Source organism: Pasteurella sp. XG20 (assembly GCF_018968665.1).
GTDB classification, from domain to species: Bacteria; Pseudomonadota; Gammaproteobacteria; order Enterobacterales; family Pasteurellaceae; genus Pasteurella; species Pasteurella multocida.
Genome location: NZ_CP076656.1, coordinates 655075 through 675725, shown reverse-complemented (window position 1 = coordinate 675725; position 20651 = coordinate 655075). Strand labels below are relative to the sequence as shown.

22 protein-coding genes are annotated in these 20651 nt (G+C 39.5%); 8 read left to right on the top strand and 14 right to left on the bottom strand.

Annotated elements, in window-relative coordinates; all coding sequences use genetic code 11:
* Window positions 1-57: 57 nt before the first annotated feature.
* The 4 genes from KPF51_RS03090 to KPF51_RS03075 all read right to left on the bottom strand — a co-directional run bounded on the left by KPF51_RS03090 (window position 58) and on the right by KPF51_RS03075 (window position 2303).
* Window positions 58-576: a hypothetical protein gene (locus KPF51_RS03090; protein WP_061406156.1), complete on the bottom strand. Its 519-nt coding sequence runs from the start codon at window positions 574-576 to the stop codon at window positions 58-60.
* Between the two features lie 129 nt (window positions 577-705).
* The gene (gene tpx, locus KPF51_RS03085) at window positions 706-1203 is read right to left on the bottom strand and encodes a thiol peroxidase (protein WP_005722509.1); all 498 of its coding nucleotides are present in this window, start codon (window positions 1201-1203) and stop codon (window positions 706-708) included.
* Between the two features lie 209 nt (window positions 1204-1412).
* Window positions 1413-1865 carry a DIP1984 family protein gene (locus tag KPF51_RS03080; protein WP_005722512.1) on the bottom strand — a complete coding sequence of 151 codons (453 nt, stop codon included), beginning with the start codon at window positions 1863-1865 and terminating at the stop codon, window positions 1413-1415.
* A 9-nt stretch (window positions 1866-1874) separates the two neighbouring features.
* On the bottom strand, window positions 1875-2303 hold the full coding sequence (locus tag KPF51_RS03075) for a DNA polymerase III subunit chi (protein ID WP_005716675.1): 429 nt from the start codon (window positions 2301-2303) through the stop codon (window positions 1875-1877).
* A gap of 250 nt (window positions 2304-2553) precedes the next feature.
* On the opposite strand from KPF51_RS03075, the gene fumC reads away from it, so the two are divergent.
* Window positions 2554-3948 carry a class II fumarate hydratase gene (gene fumC / locus KPF51_RS03070; protein ID WP_005722516.1) on the top strand — a complete coding sequence of 465 codons (1395 nt, stop codon included), beginning with the start codon at window positions 2554-2556 and terminating at the stop codon, window positions 3946-3948.
* Between the two features lie 95 nt (window positions 3949-4043).
* Window positions 4044-4652, top strand: a complete 609-nt coding sequence (locus KPF51_RS03065; protein ID WP_005716679.1) for a chalcone isomerase family protein — start codon at window positions 4044-4046, stop codon at window positions 4650-4652.
* 36 nt (window positions 4653-4688) lie between these two features.
* Here KPF51_RS03065 and ycfP read toward each other — a convergent pair whose 3' ends face one another.
* Window positions 4689-5228: an alpha/beta hydrolase YcfP gene (ycfP, locus tag KPF51_RS03060; RefSeq protein ID WP_005722518.1), complete on the bottom strand. Its 540-nt coding sequence runs from the start codon at window positions 5226-5228 to the stop codon at window positions 4689-4691.
* 15 nt (window positions 5229-5243) lie between these two features.
* Window positions 5244-6170, bottom strand: coding sequence for a RimK family alpha-L-glutamate ligase (locus KPF51_RS03055; RefSeq protein ID WP_042742614.1), 927 nt, complete (start codon window positions 6168-6170; stop codon window positions 5244-5246).
* Between the two features lie 159 nt (window positions 6171-6329).
* Here KPF51_RS03055 and KPF51_RS03050 point away from each other — a divergent pair, with 159 nt between their 5' ends.
* Window positions 6330-6593 (top strand): GrxA family glutaredoxin, encoded by a 264-nt coding sequence (locus KPF51_RS03050; RefSeq protein WP_005716684.1) that lies wholly within the window; start codon window positions 6330-6332, stop codon window positions 6591-6593.
* 122 nt (window positions 6594-6715) lie between these two features.
* Window positions 6716-8038 carry an amino-acid N-acetyltransferase gene (argA, locus tag KPF51_RS03045; protein WP_005722522.1) on the top strand — a complete coding sequence of 441 codons (1323 nt, stop codon included), beginning with the start codon at window positions 6716-6718 and terminating at the stop codon, window positions 8036-8038.
* Between the two features lie 34 nt (window positions 8039-8072).
* Here the strand turns inward: argA and manA are convergent, their stop codons facing one another.
* From manA to manX, 6 genes are all read right to left on the bottom strand, one after another.
* Window positions 8073-9275 carry a mannose-6-phosphate isomerase, class I gene (gene manA / locus KPF51_RS03040; protein ID WP_005722523.1) on the bottom strand — a complete coding sequence of 401 codons (1203 nt, stop codon included), beginning with the start codon at window positions 9273-9275 and terminating at the stop codon, window positions 8073-8075.
* A gap of 11 nt (window positions 9276-9286) precedes the next feature.
* Window positions 9287-9742 (bottom strand): DUF986 family protein, encoded by a 456-nt coding sequence (locus KPF51_RS03035; RefSeq protein WP_014326128.1) that lies wholly within the window; start codon window positions 9740-9742, stop codon window positions 9287-9289.
* 216 nt (window positions 9743-9958) lie between these two features.
* The gene (locus tag KPF51_RS03030) at window positions 9959-11077 is read right to left on the bottom strand and encodes a porin (protein WP_061406157.1); all 1119 of its coding nucleotides are present in this window, start codon (window positions 11075-11077) and stop codon (window positions 9959-9961) included.
* A 288-nt stretch (window positions 11078-11365) separates the two neighbouring features.
* On the bottom strand, window positions 11366-12202 hold the full coding sequence (locus KPF51_RS03025; RefSeq protein ID WP_005716706.1) for a PTS mannose transporter subunit IID: 837 nt from the start codon (window positions 12200-12202) through the stop codon (window positions 11366-11368).
* Between the two features lie 14 nt (window positions 12203-12216).
* The gene (locus tag KPF51_RS03020; protein ID WP_005716709.1) at window positions 12217-13020 is read right to left on the bottom strand and encodes a PTS mannose/fructose/sorbose transporter subunit IIC; all 804 of its coding nucleotides are present in this window, start codon (window positions 13018-13020) and stop codon (window positions 12217-12219) included.
* 24 nt (window positions 13021-13044) lie between these two features.
* Window positions 13045-14019, bottom strand: a complete 975-nt coding sequence (gene manX, locus KPF51_RS03015; RefSeq protein ID WP_005722546.1) for a PTS mannose transporter subunit IIAB — start codon at window positions 14017-14019, stop codon at window positions 13045-13047.
* 390 nt (window positions 14020-14409) lie between these two features.
* Between manX and KPF51_RS03010 the strand changes: the two genes are divergently transcribed.
* Window positions 14410-15627: an MFS transporter gene (locus KPF51_RS03010; protein ID WP_005751616.1), complete on the top strand. Its 1218-nt coding sequence runs from the start codon at window positions 14410-14412 to the stop codon at window positions 15625-15627.
* Between the two features lie 45 nt (window positions 15628-15672).
* On the opposite strand, the gene KPF51_RS03005 is transcribed toward KPF51_RS03010, so the two are convergent.
* Entirely contained in the window at window positions 15673-16011 is a 339-nt protein-coding gene (locus tag KPF51_RS03005) for a DUF496 family protein (RefSeq protein WP_005722603.1), read from the bottom strand.
* A gap of 195 nt (window positions 16012-16206) precedes the next feature.
* On the opposite strand from KPF51_RS03005, the gene serC reads away from it, so the two are divergent.
* The 3 genes from serC (at window position 16207) to aroA (ending at window position 19807) form a co-directional block, all read left to right on the top strand.
* The gene (gene serC, locus KPF51_RS03000) at window positions 16207-17289 is read left to right on the top strand and encodes a phosphoserine transaminase (RefSeq protein WP_005722605.1); all 1083 of its coding nucleotides are present in this window, start codon (window positions 16207-16209) and stop codon (window positions 17287-17289) included.
* A 63-nt stretch (window positions 17290-17352) separates the two neighbouring features.
* Window positions 17353-18450 (top strand): histidinol-phosphate transaminase, encoded by a 1098-nt coding sequence (gene hisC, locus KPF51_RS02995; RefSeq protein WP_005722606.1) that lies wholly within the window; start codon window positions 17353-17355, stop codon window positions 18448-18450.
* Window positions 18451-18484: 34 nt separating this feature from the next.
* Window positions 18485-19807, top strand: a complete 1323-nt coding sequence (gene aroA, locus KPF51_RS02990) for a 3-phosphoshikimate 1-carboxyvinyltransferase (protein ID WP_061406158.1) — start codon at window positions 18485-18487, stop codon at window positions 19805-19807.
* A 93-nt stretch (window positions 19808-19900) separates the two neighbouring features.
* On the opposite strand, the gene ubiG is transcribed toward aroA, so the two are convergent.
* On the bottom strand, window positions 19901-20629 hold the full coding sequence (ubiG, locus tag KPF51_RS02985) for a bifunctional 2-polyprenyl-6-hydroxyphenol methylase/3-demethylubiquinol 3-O-methyltransferase UbiG (protein WP_064661073.1): 729 nt from the start codon (window positions 20627-20629) through the stop codon (window positions 19901-19903).
* Window positions 20630-20651: the final 22 nt, after the last annotated feature.

Sequence of the window (20651 nt, the reverse complement as noted above, 5' to 3'; positions counted from 1 at the left end):
TTTTTTCTCTTTATCTCTCAATTTTATTGAATCGCTTGGCATACAATGCCTTAATACTTATTTATTCTCTTCAACGATGTTCTTTTTTATCTCATCGACGTGATATCTTACCCAAGTGTTTTCAGGGATCTGGTGTGTTTCTCGAATAATCCGGTTCGGCACAGTAAATCGAATGCTTTGCTGATTTTTATCCTGCCAATACCACAATAAATAAACTGGCGAGGTACGTTCTTTTAGCCATTTATCCAAAATCCCTGCGTAATCCTCCACCTGTTGTGATCTTTTGTGTGCTAGCTGCTTTTCTTTATCATGCAAACGACGTTGAATAGCAGGTTCACTTAATCCTTTACGACGCCATTTTTTAATAGTTTGTGCGAGCAAATTTTGATCGGCTTCTACATGATCTGTATTTTGAATTATGCCACAAGCGCACATCCCATTGCTGATGTCATAACAAATCAGATTTTGTTGACTCTCATCAAAAACAATATCTGTTGCAATCTTGAGATGAAATTGCCGTAAACTACCTAATATTGCGGCTGTTTTTTCAGTAACACATAATAAACGCCAACACATATCCCATGCCCAGCAAAATAATATATTAAATTAAAATTACTAAATGGTGTCAGAGGATTACGCAAAACATCAAAAGCGACAATCAATGTCGCTTTGATTTATCCTTTGATTTCACAAGGAAAAATAAAATTAAAGCACCGCTAAGGCTGCGTCGTAATTTGGTTCTTGTTTGATTTCTGGCACGAGCTCACTGTGTAATACACGGTTATTTTCATCTAATACGATCACTGCACGGGCGGTTAAACCAGCTAATGGACCTTCAACAATATCCACACCTAATTGTTTGTGGACATCTTTATTGCGGAAAGTGGATACCGTGAAGACATTTTCTAGACCTTCTGCGCCACAGAAACGTGCTTGTGCAAAAGGTAAATCCGCTGAAAGACATAATACTGCGGTATTCGCTAATTTTGCTGCTTGTTCATTGAATTTGCGTACAGATGTCGCACAAATCCCCGTATCAATACTTGGGAAAATATTTAAAATTTTACGCTTACCCGCGAAATTGGCTAAAGTCGTATCTTCTAATTTTGTACTCACCGTAGTGAAATCTGTAACTACATCGCCAACTTGTGGAAATACACCTGAAACTTCAATTTCTGTGCCTGCTAATGTAATTTTACTCATAATCATGTCCTCTTTTATTCATCAGATTAAATCCCCTATCCCACCCATTTTTACTCAGATCAACACGGGGTTGTTACAGTACACTGTTTTTGTACGATTTCACTTGTACGGAGCAGAAGTTGTTCAGAAAAATGAACGGCTCTTCGTTCCCATAAGTGTGTTTTTGTGTTCGCCTCTGACTAAAAATACCTAAAAATTGACCGCACTTTCTACAAATCGTATTGCCAATTTGCTTGTTGAATAAACACATCAAGCTCACGATGCGCTTTGGCGACTTGATCTGCTTGTTGATGAATCGCTTTAATATCTAGCGCAGAAAGCATTTTAATTTCACTACGACTATAACGATCTTGCTCCGGTAACGCAGCATCCGCCAATTTCATTAAAGTAGCATGTTCCTCTTTTAAACGATCACGCTTCGCCAACGCTTCAACCATGTTCATGCCATTGGCTAAGCAAATTTGATGATTGGCTTGATTAATCTCTACCACTAATTTCTCTAATTGATCCGCCACGCGTTGATATTCAAGCAATAAATCCGCGGGATGCTCTGCTGGCTTTTCGCCTTCTTGATATTTTGCATTTTGCTGTAAACGCTGATTCAGTTGCGCCAAACGGCGTTGGGCATCTGCACGTTGCATGAGGGCTTCAGCTAATTTCATCATCTCCCCTTACTTGATTTGCTCTGTTGATAATTGCCAGCCAAGTTGTCGTAATTGTTTATAACGCTCTCTGGCTAGCACTTTTAAATGCTCTTCCACTGGCACAAAATCAATCACCTGTGTAAAACTGCTGACATAATCTGGTACCTCTGCCTGTAAATTAATCAAGAGATCTCGGCGTTGCGCATTACGCTTACCTTTCCAGCTCACCTCAATCGGTGTAGCATACGTCGTCACTTCACCTGATAAATTATGCGGCACAAACTCATCTGCCTCTCTTGCCCATAAGGCTTCATCAATATCCAACGCTTGTTGTTCAGTTTCGCAAGCAATTAACACGCGCTTACCAAGACGCCACGCGGATGCGGCAAAATCACAAGCCATTTTTTCCATTTGTGCTTGCTCGCTTAACAAATAAAATTGCGCGTGTTTAGACATCGATCACTTAGCTCCTGAGTCAAAGGTATAACTTGATGATTTTATCGAAAAAGTCACAGAAGATAAAATACTAATTCGCAGATTTAGGATTTTCTTTTGTGTTTCAGATTACACGTCAGAAAATAGACCGCACTTTATGATCTAAATCACAAAACTCAGTTTTGCCTCTTGGGATTGATTCCACATCTAACCCGCAAGTGTTAGAATCTTCCCATTCATTTTCTTCATATTTAAACAAAGAGGTAACACTATGACATTTCGTATCGAAAAAGACACTATGGGTGAAGTACAAGTTCCTGCCGATAAATATTGGGCAGCGCAGACTGAACGCTCACGCAATAATTTCAAAATTGGACCTGAAGCCTCTATGCCAAAAGAGATTATTGAAGCCTTTGGTTATTTAAAAAAAGCAGCCGCTTATGCTAACCATGATTTAGGTGTATTACCAGTGGAAAAACGGGATTTAATTGCACAGGCTTGTGATGAGATCCTCGCTAATAAATTAGATGATCAATTTCCTCTCGTCATTTGGCAAACCGGTTCCGGTACACAATCCAATATGAACCTTAACGAAGTCATTTCAAACCGTGCCCATGTTTTAAATGGTGGTAAATTAGGTGAAAAATCCATTATCCATCCAAATGATGATGTGAACAAATCTCAATCTTCAAACGATACTTACCCAACAGCAATGCACATCGCGGCGTATAAAAAAGTCGTTGAAGTCACTATTCCTTGTGTAGAACGTTTACAAAAAACCTTAGCGCAAAAAGCAGACGCCTTTAAAGATGTGGTGAAAATTGGGCGTACTCACTTAATGGATGCGACACCATTAACCTTAGGCCAAGAATTCTCTGCTTATGCTGCCCAATTAGATTTTGGCTTACGCGCATTGAAAAACACGCTGCCACATTTAGCACAATTAGCGCTAGGCGGTACTGCAGTGGGTACAGGTTTAAATACACCGAAAGGTTATGATGTGAAAGTGGCAGACTACATTGCAAAATTTACAGGCTTGCCATTTATCACCGCTGAAAATAAATTTGAAGCGTTAGCCACCCATGATGCCGTTGTGGAAACGCACGGCGCATTAAAACAATTAGCAGTATCCTTATACAAAATCGCAAATGATATCCGTTTATTAGCCTCTGGACCACGTTCTGGTATTGGTGAAATTTTAATTCCTGAAAATGAGCCGGGCTCTTCTATCATGCCAGGTAAAGTTAACCCAACCCAATGTGAAGCCATGACGATGGTATGCGCGCAAGTACTCGGTAATGACACCACCATTTCCTTTGCAGGTACACAAGGTCATTTCCAATTGAACGTATTTAAACCAGTGATGGCGGCTAACTTCTTACAATCTGCTCAATTATTGGCGGATGCTTGTGTGTCCTTCGATGAACATTGTGCAGTCGGTATTGAACCAAACTTCCCTCGCATCAAAAAACAACTTGATGATTCATTAATGTTAGTGACCGCCTTAAATACACATATCGGTTACGAAAATGCGGCGAAAATCGCGAAAACCGCACACAAAAATGGGACAACATTAAAAGAAGAAGCAATCAACTTAGGCTTAGTTACAGCTGAACAATTTGATGAATGGGTACGTCCAGAAGATATGGTTGGTAGCTTAAAGTAATTTAAGTAAAACACAGCAAGGCGAACGTAAAGTTCGCCTTTTTTTTCTTTGTTTTGTTATAATCAGCACCATCAACTTTTTGTAATAGGTTTATGATGAAAATTAACACATTTCTATTTTCACTATTCTGTTTATTTTCTAGCACACTTTCTGCCCAATGGTTAAACGTCGGTAAAGCAGATTATAACTGGGGACCTTTCCATGTTTATACAATCAGTCTTTATACTGAAACAGGGAAGTATGAAGAAAATATTCGCCCTTTAATGCTGACTTTTACTTATGCTAAGCCTATTGAAGGTAAAAATTTTGCCATCAGCTTAATTAAAGAAATTGAAAATCTGAAACTGAAAGAGATTGATACTAAACATTATCTCAACGCCTTAAAAGCGCTTTTCCCAGATATTTCACCGAATGATGTACTGAATTATATTGCGCTCGAAGAACGAGGCTACTTTGTATTAAATGATACGATTTTAGATCAAGAGTTTGATGCCACTTTTACACAAGCATTAATTAGCATCTGGCTCTCGCCTAATACGAATTTTCCCAAATTACAACCTAAATTATTAGGTGATGAAAAACCAGAAAAAGAAGAGAAATTCCAAAATACTACGCCGAAAATCGCGCCTTTGACGGAAGATTCAACAAATCCAGAATTGCCCCCCAATTACCCATTAGATAATCGGGAAAATGAGGTGTCATAAACGCAAAAGACGACATTTTCTGTCGTCTTTTTTCTTTTAACTTTGTTTAAAGGCTTTAATACGTTGTAAATGGTGGGAAATTTTTTTGAATTTATGGGTTTCAACATCATCCCAAACTATCTCATAAAATGGCGACAAGAGCGCAGCACTCCGTTGAGAATCGAGTATCCCATCTTCTTTAGAAAGAAAAACTAAGCATTTCCCCTTATTTTTTTCTCGGAAATTTTCTACACATTTTGTTTCAATATCTTTATATTCTTCAGGGCGATCAATTTTCCCTGTCATATTTTCATAAGGGAAAAGATTCGGATTAAAAATTGCCTGTTTGATACCACACAAGAAACCAATCCGTTCAGACCAATAGCCACCTAGTCCCACACCACAAATTAAAGGCGCTGGATCCTTACTTTCCGAAACCAATTTATGTACTTCGTTCAAAAGAAATTGCATGTCATGACGTGGATGCAACGTACTGTAATTAACAAAACGGACATCCTCATCAATAAATTTCAGTTGCATCACTTTTTCATGATTGCCTGGGCTACTTGAATCAAACCCATGTAAATAAATAATCATTTATGACTCCTCAATTTAAACGATTGTCTTTGTGACATTTTGCAACGCCTGATATTTTTTCTCAAGGTGTACGATCATTTGCAATGCAATATCAATACCGCTGGTTTTTTCAATCATCTCTAAACCCGGACTGGCATTTACTTCAAGGACTAACGTCCCCCGTTTAGCACGAATGAGATCCACTCCCGCGACATCTAATCCTAAGGCTTTTGTTGCCTTGACCGCCATCGTTTTTTCCGCTTCAGATAAACTCACTTTTTCCGCCAAACCACCACGATGAAAATTGGCGCGAAATTCGCCATTCTGACTTATCCGTTGCATACTGGCGACAACTCGCTCACCAATCACAAAACAACGTAGATCTGCCCCATTCGCTTCTTCAATGAATTCTTGTGCAAGCACTGACACGTCTGCCTGCTTTAATGTTTCTAAAATACTGACCGCACTTTGCCTCTTCTCAGCCAAAATCACACCAATACCTTGCGCCCCAGACAATGTTTTTAAAATAGTCGGCGATTGCACATATTGCATAGTACTCGGTGCCTGAAATTCGGGTCCGGCTAACAGCGAATGAGGTATCGCGATGCCTTGTGCCATCAACATTTGTAAGCTTTGCCATTTATCGCGAGCCTGTAAAAATGCCGTGGCAGAATTCAAACAAGGGACATTTTGTGCTTCAAAATGGCGTAAAACTGCACAGCCCATTTTGGTGCTTTGAGAACCAAAACGCGGAATAACAGCATCGTAATTTAACAAGCGGCTAGGCTCGTGCTCCATTGTAGCTTGATAGATAAGCTCAAAGTGCGGTGAATTTTCAGAAAGTTTCAACAAGCAACGATTGGGATCAAGAATATCCATTTGGTGTCCACTATTTTCGGCTGCTTCTTTTAAACGTTGACAGCTATATAATCGTGGCTCACGACATAACATTAATAATTTCATAACTATTCACGAGGAAACAAAAACAGATAATAAGTGATTATATTACACTAAGCGAAGTCAGGCTGAAAAATACTTTATTCTTTTTCTTTGTATGAGGTAAAATGTGTTCCGTTTTGATCGCTATCAGATCATTTTTTTCATTCAAACAAGGAAATATGTATGTTCGTCGTCATCTTTGGGCGCGCAGGTTGCCCGTATTGTGTACGTGCTAAAAACTTAGCCGACAAATTAAAACAAAGCTTACCAGATTTCGATTATCGCTATGTCGATATCGTGGCAGAAGGCATTTCTAAAGCGGATTTATCCAAATCAGTTGGGAAACCCGTTGAAACCGTACCACAAATTTTTATTGATGAAAAACCGATTGGTGGCTGTACAGATTTTGAAGCCTTAATGAAGGCACAATTCAATATTGTTGCGTAATGCAACGCCAAAAATGCGATGAACACCTCATCGCATTTTTTATTGCACCAAAATTCTGCTTGCATAAGATAATAAATGAATATAAATTCAGTAAAAATGAATAAGTATTAAAGGAGTTACCGATGCGCAGTACAGAATTAGTTCATTGGTTTAGACAATCAACCCCTTATGTCAATATGCATAGAGGCAAAACTTTTGTCATTATGCTTGATGGGGACACTATTGCTTGTCCAAATTTTGTTAATATTATCAATGATATCAGCCTGCTACATAGTTTAGGCATTAAGTTAGTTTTAGTGTTTGGTGCACGTTATCAAATCAATGAGCTGTTACAGCAACATCAGATTGAATCGGTCTATCATAAAAATATTCGTATTACTGACTTAACCAGTTTAGAACTGGTGAAACAAGCTGTGGGTAAGCTCAATTACGATATTGCTTCACGCTTATCACTACGTCTCCCTCATTCTCCTTTAATTGATGTGGTCAGCGGTAACTTCGTATTAGCACAACCTATTGGCGTAGATGACGGCATCGATTATCAATTAAGTGGCAAAATTCGCCGTATTAATACAGAAAGTATCCAGCAACAATTAGATCGTGATGCGATTGTCTTAATTGGACCAATTGCACCTTCTGTTACTGGAGAAAGCTTTAATTTGCCTTTCGAAGAAATTGCTTCACAGCTTGCCATTAAGTTAAAAGCTGAAAAATTGATAGGCTTTTCCGCAACACAAGGCATCTTAGATGAAAACAACCAAACAATCAGTGATCTGTTGCCGCAAGATGCCGAGCTTTACTTAGCTAAACTGATACAACAAAACCAATATCACAGCTCTCAAGCTCGCTTTTTACAAGCAGCTATTGAGGCTTGCCGATTTGGCATAAAGCGTTCACATTTGATCAGTTATGAAGAAGATGGCTCACTGTTGCAGGAATTATTTACGCGTGACGGGGTTGGTACTCAGCTATCCATGGAACATTCCGAAACCATTCGCTTAGCGACGGTCAGTGATATTCCCGCGTTACTCGAATTGATTCGTCCACTTGAACAGCAAGGAATTTTAGTCAAACGCTCGCGCGAACAATTAGAAATGGAAATTAGCCAATATACGATTATCGATCGCGATGGTGTGATTATTGCTTGTGCTGCCTTAAATTGCTATGCCGATGAGAAAATGGCAGAAATGGCTTGTGTGGCAGTTCACCCAGATTACCGTAATTCTTCGCGTGGCGATATTTTATTAGAAGCTATCCAAAAACGGGCTAAACAACTGGGAATTGAAAAACTGTTTGTTCTCACAACGCGTACAGTACATTGGTTCCAAGAAAGAGGTTTTCAACTCGCAGAGATCGCAGATTTACCAGACAAAAAACGTCAACATTATAATTATCAACGTCGTTCCAAAATCTTAATTCAAGCGCTACAAAATAAAAAAGGCTAACTACGTTAGCCTTTTTCTCTTTTCGCTTTTTTACTTAAGGTAGTGCAGAAATGACACAGTAGCCCTCTTCCAAACCTGTGATTTGATAGCCAGTTCCACTTTCAATAAAAGCTGATTCACCCTGTTTTAATTCAAGTACCTGCGTGCCTTGAGAAAGAGTAAGCTTTCCTTTCATCACTAACAAAATTTGTGCACTTTGCGCCTGGCAAGACTGTGTTTGTCCTTGACAATAGTTAAATCGAGTAAGCGCAAAATCTTTAGCAGGAGTATGGTAAGTAAAATAAGCCTGTTGTGCTGGTGCCACTGGAATAATCTCAGGTACCACTTCACGACTATCAATAATCGCTAGCAAGGCTTGAATATCCACATGTTTTGGGGTTAACCCACCGCGAATCACATTATCTGAACACGCCATTAATTCAATATTTTGTCCACGTAAATACGCATGAGGAATACCCGCATCTTGGAAAATGCCCTCGCCTTCGCGTAAGTGCACAATATTAAATAAATAAAAGCAAACAAGACCTGCATCCAATTTTGACGGTGCAATCGCCATCGCCTCCATCGTATAAAGAACCCAATAATCTGGATTGCTCAGCTCAAGTTGATTCGCGGCATATTTCGCTTTATTTTCTTCTATAATCGGCAATAACCATTGAGATAACTGTTCTTGATCTGCTTGCATAATGTCAGCATAAAAAGCATGCATATCTTGTTGTACAAGCTTTGTTGCCAGTCCTTGTAAAGAAGGACGTGCATTTAAGGTTGCAAGCATAGCCTGTTTCGTTTTAAACCCATGTAATAACCAAAAATCGGATAATGCAATCATCATTTCTGGCTTGTGATTATTGTCTTTATAAGTACGAATAGGACTTGTTAAGGCAATGCCTTGCGCATTCTCTTGCGCAAATCCAATCTCTGCCTGTTTTTTTGTCGGATGTAATTGAATAGACAAGGGTTTTGCCACATCTAAAATCTTTAATAAATAAGGCAATTCTGAACCAAACTGGGACAGGCTCTTGTCGCCAAGTGCGGTTGGTTTTTGAGCTAAAAATGTAGCTAACGACGTTTCTTTGCCCTCAACATCAAGCATGGACGGTGCTGACACATGGGCACCTAACCACCACTCTGCATAATACTGTTCTGTTTCTTTTTTCATCCCAAGTAAGGCAGGTAAATAGTCTTTCCCGCCCCAAACGTAATGCTGTAAACGACCTGTTAATTGATAAATTCCCATATATTCCCCTGTTATTTATAACCACCAAAAAATTGAATAACCTGTTCACGATCTTGATCTGTCAACAAATGCACTAACAAACGTTTCCCATTTTTCATGTCAATCACAAGAATATTATTCTCTGCCAAATTCACCTGATGAATATCAGCATATTGAAAATAAATATTACCGAAGAAAAACCCTTTCTCTTTTAAAAGTAACATGGGGGCGCGAATAAACGCCGCATACACACTCAGTAAAATTAAAGCAGTTAATAGGTACAGAGTGGCCGACGAAAGATTGGTATAGGTTTGGTAAATGATAATGCCTATTAATAGACTAAAAATTAACGCATCCTTTTGTCCCTGCTTTTTCAGATGTACCTTAAGTAAGGTTTTTCCTTTCCAACAGTCCATGAAAAACTGATCGTAAAAAGCATAAAGTAAAAAGCAGAAAATACCCAAACACAGTAAGACGTTTATTATCATCAATTATATTACTCACAAATAACTTACTTAGCTTTATTTTACAAAAAAGAGATGAACGCATTCAGCCTTTTTTATTTCCTTATCGGATTAGAGATTAAAAGAAAATGTCTAAACCAACACGAAAGTCGTTAAAGCCCGCACGGAAGTATCAATAAATTTGCTAAAAAAGATAGACATGATGTCTATCTTTTTATACGTCACTTTCCCAATAGAAAACTAGAAAAATACGCGTAACCCTACCCCTAATTTATTATTTTTTACCTGATGGTTTGTACTGAATACTTTTACAGTTGGATTAACTTGATAATCATAAATATCAGAGGTGGCTTTCGCTTTCTCATACGCATATTCAACGTAAGCTAATACATTCTTATGCAATTTATAATCTGCACCCACAATCAACGTATCTACGCTTTTTTTCCAATTATGCACCACTAGGTAGTCAACTTCAGTACCAAATGCTAGATGGTTTTTGACTTTTACATTGTTCCACTGAATATACACTTTGGACGGTTCAGTCACTTGATAAGAAGCGGATACTAATAAAGTCTGTATCGTTTTTTCTTTTGTATCATGTTCTTTACTGATCATTTTACCATATTCCGCGCCAAAACTCATAGAACCATACACAACTTGTGCAGCCGTTCTCCAAGTAATATTAGTATATGCAGTTCGCGTACTCTCATAATCATATTTATTCACGCCATAACCTGCTGCTAAATTTAGCATTAAATCCTGCGCTAACGCACGGCGATAGAATAACGACGTTTGATAAGCATATTTATCTTCATAATTACCTAGCGGATTATCTTTAACTGAAGTTTTTTTGTTCGCATTACCAAATACATAATCCAAACCTAAACTAAAACCGTGCCATTCTACTGAACGGAATTTAATAGATTTCTCAGCAGAAATTAATAAATTATTGTCAGCACCCCAAGCATAAGCATTATCATTAAGCTGGACATCATCCCCATTGGTAGCTTGTTTACCCAAAGTTAAAGTACCTATCCCTTCATAAGCTAAACCCGCGAATAACTTATTAGTGGTCGGATTACCAAATTTGCCTGAGGAAAATACATTATCTTCACTATCAAATCGGATTTCTAAACCACTTACTGCACTTAAACCACTCCCTAATTGATGAGTCACTTTCATGTCTAAACGAGAATCATCATTTTTTAAATCCACCCTTTTATTTTTTTCTTTAGCGAGTAATACTCGAACAGATCCCCCAAGCTCGACAGTCGTGCCATCGTTATGATAAATAATGCTGGCATGTGCTGAAGTAGCAAATACGACTATTGTTGCTAGTGCGATGATTGTTTTTTTCATTAATGTTGATCCTCTTAAAACTTAGGTTATGTATAAAGCAGGATAATTTTTATAATAAAATCAGTTACTTTATATCACGTTCAATTCTCACCCTCTCAAACCTATATGTCAATTTAATCCACTAAAGTAGATTAAACTTCTTGTTGCTAGCACACATTCATTAAATAACATTCAGAAATATCAAGAATAATTAAAATATAAATTATTTATATAAAAATAATGTATTCAATAAATAAAAAAAGCCCTATATTTTCAATATAGGGCTTAAAAATTAATCGACTATAAAGACTAAGCTAAAATGCCAGTCCATGCACCAAAAATACCGATGGCAAAGAAACCAATAATAATCCACAAGGCATTGACCCGGTTACGTAATAACCACATACAAGCAAAGGTCAACAATAATGGTAATAAGCCCGGCATTAAGCTATCTAAAATGGTTTGAATCGTTTCCACTTTGGTGCTGCCATCTTGCATTTGAATATTGGCAACAACAAAAGGAACATTGATACTGGTCCATTTCTGAACAAGAGCTCCCATGATAAATAAACCAAGAATTGACGCGCCTTCAGTTAGTTTTTGCAGTAAGCCACCGCTCATATCACCGACTACATCGAGACCTTTTTTATAACCATAGGTCACGCCAAAATAACGGGTAGCTAAACGCACAAGATTAAACAATACAAAGAACAAAATTGGACCTAAGATATTACCGTTAATCGCTAATCCGGCACCTAATGCCGCGAATACTGGACGCGCGGTTCCCCAATAAATCGGATCACCCACACCAGCTAACGGTCCCATTAAACCGACTTTAATCCCGTTGATTGCCGCATCGTCAATTTCTTTACCATTTGCACGTTCTTCTTCCATTGCAATGGTGACGCCTAATACTGGCGCAGCCACAAACGGTTGTGTATTGAAGAATTCTAAATGGCGTTTGATGGCATCTTTACGTTCTTGTGAGTTTGGATCAGGGTATAAACGTTTGATAACCGGTACCATCGAATAGGCAAATCCAAGCGCTTGCATCCGCTCAAAGTTCCAAGACCCTTGGAAAAGATTAGAACGACGTACTACTGCATTTAAATCGCTTTGCGTTACTTTTTTCATTTCAGTTGTCATTGTTGTAATTCCTATTAATCTAATCTGTTATCAAGATCATTGTTACCATTGCTCACCACTTGTACCACTTGCTTACTTTGGTTGTATTTCGGGTGAAGCTGAATATAAAGCACCGCCATGATCGCGCCTAATACCCCTAATGCCACTAAGTTAAATTCCGTAAAGGCAGCAATCACAAAACCTGCATAGAAGAATGGCATTAAATGCCCTGCACGCATCATATTGATCACCATTGCGTAACCCACGACAGCAATGAATCCACCCGCTATTTTAAGCCCGGTCGTCACCACATCAGGAATCGCACTTAACATAGTTTGAACCGTATCTGTTCCCGCCGTCATGGCAACAATTAATGCAGGGATTGCAATACGCATAGCTTGTAATAACAAAGCGGAACGGTGAATCCAATCTAATTTATTCAGATCACCGCTCTCAACAACATTATCCGCTGCATGTTGGAAACCAACCGTAATCGCACGGACAACATAAGTTAAGACTTGACCGGCTGCCGCCAATGGAATCGCAATCGCAATACCAGTTGAAATATCTTGACCACCGACAATAACCAGAATAGTCGATACAACAGAAGCCAACGCCGCATCTGGCGCTAATGCTGCTCCGATATTCATCCAGCCTAAGGCTAACAATTCAAGCGTACCACCAACAATGATACCCGTCTTAATGTCACCTAAGACAAGACCAATTAACGTACAAGCAATCAACGGACGGTGTGTTTGCCATTCATCCAAAATCGATCCCATTCCTGATACACAAGCAACGAGAAAGACAAGTACAATTTGTAAAGTTGAAATTTCCATTCTAATTTCCTTTTCTTAATATCATTAGATGAGATTATTTTTCTTTAATAAATCCATCATATACTGACGGCTATCATTTGAGACTTTACGCACATCAAGCTCAATGTTTTGTGCATCCAGTTTCTTAAATGCCTCAATATCTTTATCATCGACAGCAACCGCACTGGTGATCATTTTTTTGCCATCTTTATACGCCATACCACCAACATTAATTGATTTAAACGCCACACCTGCTTCCATTAAACGGACAACATCGGTCGGATTAGTAAACAATAACATCATACGCTCGCCCGCATATTCTGGGTTGTTATATACACGGATCATTTTTTCTACATCCACGACATGTGCAGTTACGCCCGGCGGTGCAACACTTTTCAACATGGTTGAACGTACGCTGTCCTTCGCCACATCATCATTGACCACAACAATACGGCTCACTTTACTTTCTTTCGTCCAACGGGTTGCGACTTGACCATGAATTAAACGGTCATCAATACGTGCCAAACCAATTTCTAAATGCCCAACACCATTTGCGGTAACAACTGTCGGTTCAACGGGTTTTTCTTCCACATTTTGGACTGGTGTTGCGACTTCCTCTTCCTCATAGCGTAATGCACGCACACCGGTGCGACCCGTTTCAAGCGCAATCGCTACCAGTTCAGGTAATGTTGGTCCATCATCACGTGCCATAAAGGTTTCCACTAACATCGGGACATTTACCCCAGTCACGATGTCCATATTTGGCTTGCCATCAGCAACGCGATTTGCCGCATTAAATGGACTGCCACCCCAAGTATCCACTAAAAACAACACCTCATCACAATGGGATAAAGTGGTTGATAGTTTTTCTTGGTATTTGGTCATGATAGTTTCAGCATTTTCTCCCGGAACAAAATCGATAGTGGCAACATTGTCTTGCTCACCAATCAACATTTCCGTGGTTTTCAGCAATTGCTCTGCTGCTACCCCATGAGTCGCTATCATAATAGCAATTGTCATTGTTTGACTCCTTATAAAAATTAAAAATCAAATAGAGTTATCTGAGCGCGAATTATAGAGTAAAGGATGAAATAACGATGTGATTTAGATCACAATTTAATGGTATAGTTACGTTAAAAATGTTGTACATGTCACATTTTTGACCAATTTTATGGCGTATTACACCATTCTCAGCGAAGTTAAAAGTACTTCATTTGCTGATTTAAAAAATTATTCAAAATTTTTAACATTTCAATAACATAATCATTTAAGAAAAATAATATAATATTTTCATTCGGTTTATTCTTGCAAAGCCGTCAAAAATCCGTAAACTACGCGACAATTTCTCATTCTGAGAAACCCCTCCTCCAACTTTAATGGGCTACCAGAGAGTAGCAAAAGGATCAAAAAATGAATGATAATGTCAATAAAGACGGCTGGAAAGCTTTATTAGGATCTGCTGTCGGCTATGCAATGGATGGTTTCGATCTTCTTATCTTAGGTTTTATGTTATCGGCGATTTCTGCCGATCTCGCCTTAACCCCCGCCCAATCGGGCTCACTTGTCACTTGGACACTGATTGGCGCTGTCGCCGGTGGCATTATTTTTGGCGCACTCAGTGATAAATACGGTCGTGTACGTGTTTTAACGTGGACAATTGTGCTATTCGCTGTCTTTACCGGACTGTGTGCTTTTGCACAAGGTTACTGGGATCTCTTGATTTACCGTACTATTGCTGGCATCGGTCTTGGTGGCGAATTTGGTATCGGTATGGCATTAGCCGCCGAAGCCTGGCCGGCACGTCATCGTGCTAAAGCCTCTTCTTATGTTGCCCTAGGTTGGCAAGTGGGTGTACTGGGTGCCGCACTTCTCACACCATTATTATTACCGCACATTGGCTGGCGCGGCATGTTCTTGGTGGGCATTTTCCCTGCATTTGTCGCATGGTATTTACGTGCCAAATTGCATGAACCAGAAATTTTTGTCAAAAAACAGACCGCACTTGAGCGTCAGAAAACTTCTCGTTTAGAGCCTTTCCGCTTACTGATTAAAGATAAAGCGACAGCAAAAATTAGTGCCGGAATCGTGGTATTAACCTCAGTACAAAACTTCGGTTATTACGGGATCATGATTTGGATGCCTAATTTCTTATCAAAACAACTGGGATTTAGCTTGACCAAATCAGGTGTCTGGACCGCTGTCACCATTTGCGGGATGATGTTTGGTATTTGGTTATTCGGTCAACTTGCTGACCGCATTGGGCGTAAACCAAGTTTCTTACTCTTCCAATTCGGTGCGGTGATCAGTATTTTTACCTACTCTCAAATGTCAGATCCAACCTATATGTTGTTTGCTGGGGCGGTTTTAGGGATGTTCGTCAACGGGATGATGGGGGGCTATGGTGCATTGATGTCAGAGGCATACCCAACACAGGCTCGTGCCACAGCACAAAATGTATTATTTAACTTAGGACGTGCTGTTGGAGGATTTGGACCAATTGTGGTCGGCGCATTAGTTTCAACTTACTCTTTCCAATTGGCAATCGCTTTCTTAGCCAGTATTTACATTATCGATATGATTGCGACAATCTTCTTGATTCCAGAATTAAAAGGTAAACAATTGGATTAATCATACAAAAAAAGCGCGGTTCAATTTGACTTGAACCGCTTTTGATCATTCTTTCTTCAACAAGACTTCGTGCGCTTGTTTTTGTTCTTTCATCTTTTCGCGAATTTCTCTACGCTGTTGCGAAATCTCCGCATTTCTGATCATGTAATCATCTACGCGTTTTTCATAATCTTCACGCATACTTTCAATAATCGTACGCACATCCTGAATCGACATGTCATCACGAATATATTGATTTAAGTTATCTAGTAGTAATACACGTTTCTGATTATCACGAATTTTACGGTTATTATCTTCGCGATCGCGCGCGAGTTTGTTTTTTAAACGATACATACGCACATACTCTAATACTTCTTGAAATGACTGTTTATTGACATTTTCCATCATACGACTCTCTTAAAATAAATAAAAAATAAACCGTACTTAATTTAGCTATTTTTCACCTCCCCGTCAAAGCGTTCGTGAACTTTTTAAAAAATTAAACAAAAAAATCCGCTTATTTCAGCCTTCCCCCATTGCCTAGAATGGGTTGAGGTGATAAAACTAGTCAATTATTTTGAGTAAAAAAAGGAAGTGACTATGTCAAAGGTTTTTAATTTTAGCGCCGGCCCTGCCATGATGCCTGAAGCAGTCTTAGCGCAAGCACAAGCGGAGCTTTTAAACTGGCAAGAACAACAGACTTCTGTCATGGAAGTCAGCCATCGTGGTAAATTATTTATGGCATTAGCAAGCCAATCTGAGTTAGATTTACGCCAGCTTTATCAGATCCCAGACAATTACCGCATCCTTTTCTTACAAGGTGGTGCTCGCGGGCAATTTGCTGCGATTCCAATGAATTTATTAAAAGAAAAAGGCAAAGCCTTATATTTGACCAGTGGGCATTGGTCTGCCACCGCTGCCAAAGAAGCGCGCTTATTTGGTGACATTGATGAAGTCAATATTCTGGAAGAAGGCAACGAACTCAAGATCGGTCAGTTAGATTTTAGTCATATTGCCGACCAATATGATTATGTTCACTACTGCCCAAATGAAACGATCAGTGGCGTAGAAATTTTTGATCTGCCAAAAGTGGGGAACGCGGTCTTAGTGGCAGATATGTCTTCCAATATTCTCTCACGCAAAATTGATATCAGCCAATTCGGCTTAATTTATGCGGGCGCACAGAAAAATCTTGGTCCAGCAGGAATTACTCTAGTCATTGTACGCGAAGATTTAATTGGTCATGCACGCCAAACTACACCAACAATTTGGAATTACGAAATACAAAGTAAAGCTGACTCAATGATTAATACGCCACCCACCTTTGCTTGGTATTTATGTGCTTTAGTCTTCAAGCATCTTTTATCCCTTGGCGGGATCGAGGAAATCGAAAAACGGAATCAGGCAAAAGCACAACTGCTTTACGACTATTTAGAGAGTACACCGTTTTACCGTAATCCAGTTGCCAAAGTAAACCGCTCACGCATGAATGTGACCTTTACTACCGATAATGATGAACTGAATGCAAAATTTGTTGCTGAAGCAACGGCTGCGGGATTGCATGCCTTAAAAGGACATAAAGTGTTAGGTGGCATGCGCGCGTCAATCTATAACGCAATGCCGATGGAAGGAGTGCAAGCTTTAATTGCCTTCATGAAACAATTTGAAGCTGAAAACCGTTAAAAGTGCGGTTTGTTTTCGCCAAATTTTACAACACAGTAAATATAAAAATAATAAAGGAACACTATGCAATACATCAACATCGTTAACGAAGGGGTGAAACAGCTTCACCCTTATCAAGCTGGAAAACCAATTGAAGAGTTAGAACGAGAGCTAGGAATTACCAATATCATTAAGTTAGCATCCAATGAAAATCCATTTGGTCTGCCTGACAGTGCTAAACAGGCGATTTTAGCGGAATTGAATAATCTGACGCGCTACCCTGACAGTAATGGCTTTTACTTTAAACAAACGGTCGCAAAAAAATTTGGCTTATCTCCTGAACAAATTACCTTAGGCAATGGTTCAAATGATTTATTAGAGTTAGTCGCGCATACCTTTGCTAACGAACAAGATGAAATTCTCTTTTCACAATATGCCTTTATTGTGTATCCCCTTGTTACACAAGCTATCAATGCCAAAAAAGTGGAAATCCCAGCGAAAAACTATGGGGCTGATTTAGACGGTTTTTTACAGGCAATAAGTGATAAAACCAAATTAATTTATCTCGCGAACCCCAATAATCCGACAGGCACTTTTTTAAGTGCGGGTGAAATTTCCCAATTTTTAAATCAAGTGCCCGCGCATGTCATCGTGGTATTAGATGAGGCTTATACTGAATTTACCTTGCCGGAAGAACGAGTAGATTCCTTTACGTTACTCAAAAAACACCCTAATCTTGTGATTTGTCGTACCCTTTCTAAAGCCTATGGTTTAGCGGGTTTGCGCATTGGTTACGCGGTTTCTTCTGCCGAGATTGCTGACCTCTTTAATCGCGTTCGCCAACCGTTTAACTGTAATAGTCTGGCATTAGCCGCTGCTACCGCGGTGCTGAATGATGATGCATTTATTGAGAAAGTGGCCGAAAACAACCGACAAGGGTTGAAGTTATTAGAAGACTTCTTTACAGCCAAAGGTTTGAACTATATTCCTTCAAAAGGCAATTTTGTCATGTTAGATGTCAATCAACCAGCCTTACCAATTTATCAGGCATTATTACAAAAAGGCGTGATTGTGCGTCCAATTGCAGGTTATGGCCTACCAAATCATTTACGGATTAGCATCGGTTTACCAGAAGAAAACCAACGTTTCTTACTCGCATTAAGCGAAGTATTAGGGCTTTAAGCCAAACTTATCCAGTGTATAGGAAATATAAATCGTGATAAAAGATGCGACCGCTATTACTCTCAATCCCATCAGCTATATTGAAGGCGAGGTGCGTTTACCAGGCTCTAAAAGCTTATCCAATCGCGCACTCTTACTTTCCGCATTAGCTAAAGGAAAAACAACATTAACCAATCTGTTAGATAGTGATGATGTGCGCCATATGTTAAATGCGTTAAAAGAACTTGGCGTGACTTATCAACTGTCAGAAGACAAATCCGTCTGTGAAATTGAAGGCTTAGGACGTGCTTTTGAATGGCAAAGTGGCTTAGCTTTATTTTTGGGCAATGCAGGGACTGCGATGCGTCCCTTGACTGCCGCGCTTTGTTTATCGACACCGAACAAGAAAGGCAAAAATGAAATAGTCTTGACTGGTGAACCTCGTATGAAAGAACGCCCAATACAACATTTAGTTGATGCATTATGTCAAGCTGGCGCAGAAATTCAGTATTTAGAACAAGAAGGTTACCCACCTATCGCCATTCGAAATACCGGACTCAAAGGCGGACGAGTACAAATTGATGGGTCAGTTTCTTCTCAATTTTTGACCGCACTTTTAATGGCAGCCCCGATGGCAGAGGCGGATACGGAAATTGAAATCATCGGTGAGCTGGTTTCCAAACCTTACATTGATATAACCCTTAAGATGATGCAAACCTTTGGCGTTGAGGTTGAAAACCAAGCCTATCAACGCTTTTTGGTGAAAGGTCATCAGCAATACCAATCACCACACAGGTTTCTAGTAGAAGGCGATGCCTCTTCTGCTTCTTATTTTCTCGCCGCGGCAGCAATCAAGGGAAAAGTAAAAGTCACAGGCATCGGTAAAAATAGCATTCAAGGGGATCGTCTGTTTGCGGATGTGCTAGAAAAAATGGGGGCGCATATCACTTGGGGCGACGATTTTATTCAAGTGGAAAAAGGCAACCTCAAAGGCATCGATATGGATATGAACCATATTCCCGATGCAGCAATGACCATTGCCACCACTGCACTTTTTGCAGAAGGTGAAACGGTCATTCGTAATATTTATAACTGGCGCGTAAAAGAAACTGATCGCTTGACCGCGATGGCGACCGAACTGCGTAAGGTGGGGGCGGAAGTGGAAGAAGGCGAAGATTTTATTCGTATCCAGCCATTGAATCTGGCGCAATTTCAACATGCTGAAATTGAAACATACAATGATCACCGCATGGCGATGTGCTTTGCTTTAATCGCATTGTCCCAAACGTCGGTCACGATTTTAGACCCGAGCTGTACCGCAAAAACGTTTCCTACATTTTTTGATACTTTTTTGAGATTAACACACGCAGAAAGTTAGCCTACAGATAGATACTAAGCAAAAAGCGAAGTATTTTGTAATACTTCGCTTTTTGAGTGACGAATCGGGTCTGAGATAATGCAAGAAAACACCTTAAGACTGAATCCGAAAACTCGCCATATAATTTGCGCTGACATCTTTATTGAGCCAGAATTTACCCGTCAATGGATTATAATGATAGCCTACCATATCTAAACAGGTTAATTGAGCTTCATCACACCAATGAAGTAATTCCGCTGGCTTAATAAATTTGTCGTAATCGTGCGTCCCTTTCGGCAACATTTTCAACACATATTCCGCACCAATAATCACCAATGCCCAGGCTTTAAGGGTTCGATTAATGGTGGAGAAAAAAATCACCCCGTTTGGTTTTAATAATTGCTTACAACAGGCAATAATCGAACTCGGGTCAGGCACATGCTCAAGCATTTCCATGCAAGTAATCACATCAAACTTTTCGTCCTCCCCTCTTTCAGCAAAAAGTGCGGTCTGATTTTGCAAAAATTCCTCAATCGTAATTTGTTGATAATCAATGTGTAGCCCGCTTTCTAAAGCATGTTTTCTTGCCACTTGTAATGGGGCAGAAGACATATCAATCCCCGTCATAATTGCGCCTTGCTTTGCCATGCTTTCTGACAAAATGCCACCGCCACAGCCCACATCCAGCACTTTTTTCCTCGTTAGCCCGTTGGCTTGCTGTGCAATATAGCTTAAACGTAACGGATTAAGTTGATGGATCGGTTTGAAATCCCCTTGCGGATCCCACCAGCTTTTTGCCATTTTCTCAAACTTATCAAGTTCTTGTTGATCAATATTTTGCATGAAATTTCTTCTTATGATTTTG

Bases quoted from the DNA above. Each gene is read 5' to 3' on its own strand.
- KPF51_RS03090 (WP_061406156.1), bottom strand. From the start codon at position 576: ATGTGTTGGCGTTTATTATGTGTTACTGAAAAAACAGCCGCAATATTA.
- tpx (WP_005722509.1), bottom strand. From the start codon at position 1,203: ATGAGTAAAATTACATTAGCAGGCACAGAAATTGAAGTTTCAGGTGTA.
- KPF51_RS03080 (WP_005722512.1), bottom strand. From the start codon at position 1,865: ATGAAATTAGCTGAAGCCCTCATGCAACGTGCAGATGCCCAACGCCGT.
- KPF51_RS03075 (WP_005716675.1), bottom strand. From the start codon at position 2,303: ATGTCTAAACACGCGCAATTTTATTTGTTAAGCGAGCAAGCACAAATG.
- fumC (WP_005722516.1), top strand. From the start codon at position 2,554: ATGACATTTCGTATCGAAAAAGACACTATGGGTGAAGTACAAGTTCCT.
- KPF51_RS03065 (WP_005716679.1), top strand. From the start codon at position 4,044: ATGAAAATTAACACATTTCTATTTTCACTATTCTGTTTATTTTCTAGC.
- ycfP (WP_005722518.1), bottom strand. From the start codon at position 5,228: ATGATTATTTATTTACATGGGTTTGATTCAAGTAGCCCAGGCAATCAT.
- KPF51_RS03055 (WP_042742614.1), bottom strand. From the start codon at position 6,170: ATGAAATTATTAATGTTATGTCGTGAGCCACGATTATATAGCTGTCAA.
- KPF51_RS03050 (WP_005716684.1), top strand. From the start codon at position 6,330: ATGTTCGTCGTCATCTTTGGGCGCGCAGGTTGCCCGTATTGTGTACGT.
- argA (WP_005722522.1), top strand. From the start codon at position 6,716: ATGCGCAGTACAGAATTAGTTCATTGGTTTAGACAATCAACCCCTTAT.
- manA (WP_005722523.1), bottom strand. From the start codon at position 9,275: ATGGGAATTTATCAATTAACAGGTCGTTTACAGCATTACGTTTGGGGC.
- KPF51_RS03035 (WP_014326128.1), bottom strand. From the start codon at position 9,742: ATGATAATAAACGTCTTACTGTGTTTGGGTATTTTCTGCTTTTTACTT.
- KPF51_RS03030 (WP_061406157.1), bottom strand. From the start codon at position 11,077: ATGAAAAAAACAATCATCGCACTAGCAACAATAGTCGTATTTGCTACT.
- KPF51_RS03025 (WP_005716706.1), bottom strand. From the start codon at position 12,202: ATGACAACTGAAATGAAAAAAGTAACGCAAAGCGATTTAAATGCAGTA.
- KPF51_RS03020 (WP_005716709.1), bottom strand. From the start codon at position 13,020: ATGGAAATTTCAACTTTACAAATTGTACTTGTCTTTCTCGTTGCTTGT.
- manX (WP_005722546.1), bottom strand. From the start codon at position 14,019: ATGACAATTGCTATTATGATAGCGACTCATGGGGTAGCAGCAGAGCAA.
- KPF51_RS03010 (WP_005751616.1), top strand. From the start codon at position 14,410: ATGAATGATAATGTCAATAAAGACGGCTGGAAAGCTTTATTAGGATCT.
- KPF51_RS03005 (WP_005722603.1), bottom strand. From the start codon at position 16,011: ATGGAAAATGTCAATAAACAGTCATTTCAAGAAGTATTAGAGTATGTG.
- serC (WP_005722605.1), top strand. From the start codon at position 16,207: ATGTCAAAGGTTTTTAATTTTAGCGCCGGCCCTGCCATGATGCCTGAA.
- hisC (WP_005722606.1), top strand. From the start codon at position 17,353: ATGCAATACATCAACATCGTTAACGAAGGGGTGAAACAGCTTCACCCT.
- ubiG (WP_064661073.1), bottom strand. From the start codon at position 20,629: ATGCAAAATATTGATCAACAAGAACTTGATAAGTTTGAGAAAATGGCA.